This is a genomic window from Paenibacillus marchantiophytorum (assembly GCF_014640555.1).
In the GTDB taxonomy this organism is placed as follows: domain Bacteria; phylum Bacillota; class Bacilli; order Paenibacillales; family NBRC-103111; genus Paenibacillus_E; species Paenibacillus_E marchantiophytorum.
This window is the reverse complement of sequence record NZ_BMHE01000125.1, coordinates 1-565: the sequence shown is the minus strand read 5'-3', so window position 1 is coordinate 565 and position 565 is coordinate 1. Positions and strand designations below refer to the sequence as shown.

Genomic DNA, 565 nt, shown 5'->3' with positions numbered 1-565 from the left:
CACGTTGTTCCACGTTGCTGATGAAACCAGTGCCTGTCCGCAGTGTATCGTAGCCTCAACCGCTTCAGTTGCCGATCAAGACAAGGAAGTCATCGAAACACTTGTAAGAGACAAGTCGTTAACCTACGTGTTTGACCGCGGCTACATCAACTACCACTACTATGTACAGTGGGCGCTGCATATGACGCTTTTTGTCGCACGGATCAAAGCTAACAATAAACTGCCGGCTCTATCCGAAAAGCGGCAAGTAGCGAGCAACTCACCTGTCACGCTGGATCAAGACGTCCTATGCACCGATCCCCAAACAGGAGAGAAGGCTCGGCTTCGCCTTGTAGAGTACATGTGTCAAGACAAAAAAGGAAAACTCATACGGATCCGTGTCGTGACGAATCGTTTCGATCTTACCGCTGAGGAAATCAGCGAGATTTACCGCCATCGTTGGAAGATTGAAATGTTATTTAAGTGGATGAAACAGCATGTGAACCTAAAAAAGCTGTATAACAACAAGCCCCGTGCGGTATGGAATCAGATTTATTTGTCGCTTATCGCATATGCCTTATGCGAG

General features: G+C 47.3%; 1 protein-coding gene. It reads left to right on the top strand.

Going from position 1 to position 565, the window contains the following annotated elements:
• Positions 1-565 (top strand): IS4 family transposase (locus IEY34_RS36215; RefSeq protein WP_189021116.1); only part of this gene is annotated, 565 nt, incomplete at both ends.